Here is a 1,773-nt window from a genome sequence, read left to right as displayed (position 1 = left end):
CGCCGCTTAACTCCAGCGTTGAGGCTGTAGAAAAAGTCCTTTTCGCGAACGGATAGACGGCCAAAACGGCGGCAGTCGAATCGCGTTGTTCGACGAGGCCATTTTGGTGGTTCCGTGTGATCGGATGCTCGACTTGATCTGATGCGTTCGGTGCGCGCTTCAGACGGTCATGGGCCCGCCTTGCGCCTCTCAAGCCGCCTTGCGGTAGTTCGCCCACTTCTCGATGTTGTGGACCAACGCGAACAACTTCCATTGACCATCCACCTTGGTCTGGCCACGCAGGGTGAAGCGATTGAGTCGCTTGTTCGCCCGCACGTTGCCGAAGACCGGCTCGACGGTGGCGAAGCGTCGACCGTACTGTTTCCGTCCCCACGCGCTGTCGATGCGATCGCGCATGCGCTGGCTGTGGGTTTGTTCGGCTTTGCGGGTGAGCACGGCGAGCTGGCGTGAGCGCGTGGTCTGGGGTTTGCGCAAGCACTTCGTGCGCAAGGGGCAGCCTTTGCACGCGCTGTCCGGCGCTCGAAACTTGATCGCGGCGTAGCCGCCGATGGTGCAGTCCTTGCCGTTGCGATACAGGCGTTGGCCGGCAGGGCAAATGGCGTGTGACTGATCCGGCGCGATGATGAAGTCACTGCTGCCGAACAACGTGGTTTTAGCCTTCTGACGGGTCTTGTCGTGCAGTGGATCGGGCTTGGCCAGGTGCTTGGCCTGATCAGCGAAGCGTTCGTCGCGCCGGCGCATGGCGTTGTCGGCGATCAGGGCGTCGATGCCCTTTTCGGCCAACGCTGCCAGGTTGGCCTCCGAGTGATAGCCGGCATCGGCGGTGATCAAGGTGGTGTCGGTGCGCTGGTTGGCGCAGGCATCCAGTACAGGCAACAGCAGTTTCTGTTCCGCACCGGTGCCGTGGGCCGAAGCCTCCACGATGACCTGGTGCGCCGCATCGACCACGGCCACGCCGCAGTAGCCCTGGATCACGCCTTTGTCAGTGGCCAGCTTGGCCGACTCGTTGTCGGTGCGATTGGACTGGCGGATCTTGCCACGCGACCCGGGCCGATCGTCGGGGTGTTCGGTCAGCCATTGGCGAATCTTCGTGGCCTCGCGGGTGAGCCGCTCGACCCGGGCGGCCGCCTTGGCTTCCAGTACGTCTTCGGCCGCGCCGGCATCGTTGGCCTGGTGGCGTTCCAGCATGGTGTTCGCCGCACGCTCCATCTTCTGCGCCTGCGCAAGGAACTCGGCACGCGTGCCGGAGCGGTGCTTGGACGCGTTGGAGGGGAGTTTCACGCCGTCGATGGCGAACATGTCGCGACCGATCAGGCCTTCGCCATCCAGCAGCGTAAGCACTTGAGCAAAGACGCTGGCAATCGCCTCGCGCGAGCGGCTGACGAAGTCGGCGATGGTAGTGAAGTGTGGCTTGGCGTCGCCGGTCAGGGCGATGAACAGCACATTGTCGCGGCAGGCCCGCTCGATCGAACGCGAACTTACCATGCCCTGCGAGTACGCCAACAGCACCGCCTTGAGCAGCATCGTCGGTGCATGCGCCGGCGCCCCGCTGTCGTCGTTGCGGTAATGCGCATCGAACGCCGACAGATCCAGCTGATCGACCAGATGATGCAGCGCGTGGGCGAACGATCCCGGCACCAGTTGCGCCTCAAGATCCACCGGCAACAGCCGCGGACTCATGTCGATGTGTCGGTAGCGTGCCATGCCGATGCCCCTTGTTCACGTCCTGCTATTGAAGCAAGATCGGCGGAGGTTTTTCTACAACCTCGTTAG

1 protein-coding gene is annotated in these 1,773 nt (G+C 63.2%); it reads right to left on the bottom strand.

The genetic code is table 11. The features are described from left to right. Positions 1–189 precede the first annotated feature (189 nt). Positions 190–1,704, bottom strand: a complete 1,515-nt coding sequence (locus tag ACFPPA_RS19035; protein ID WP_377322838.1) for an IS1182 family transposase — start codon at positions 1,702–1,704, stop codon at positions 190–192. Between the last annotated feature and the right edge of the window lie 69 nt (positions 1,705–1,773).

The organism is Rhodanobacter ginsengisoli (assembly GCF_042657065.1).
GTDB lineage: Bacteria > Pseudomonadota > Gammaproteobacteria > Xanthomonadales > Rhodanobacteraceae > Rhodanobacter > Rhodanobacter ginsengisoli.
The sequence above is the reverse complement of the archived record's forward strand: the minus strand, read 5'-3'. Positions and strand labels throughout refer to the sequence as shown.

Coding starts and splice junctions, on each gene's coding strand:
- ACFPPA_RS19035 (WP_377322838.1), bottom strand. CDS start 1,704: ATGGCACGCTACCGACACATCGACATGAGTCCGCGGCTGTTGCCGGTG.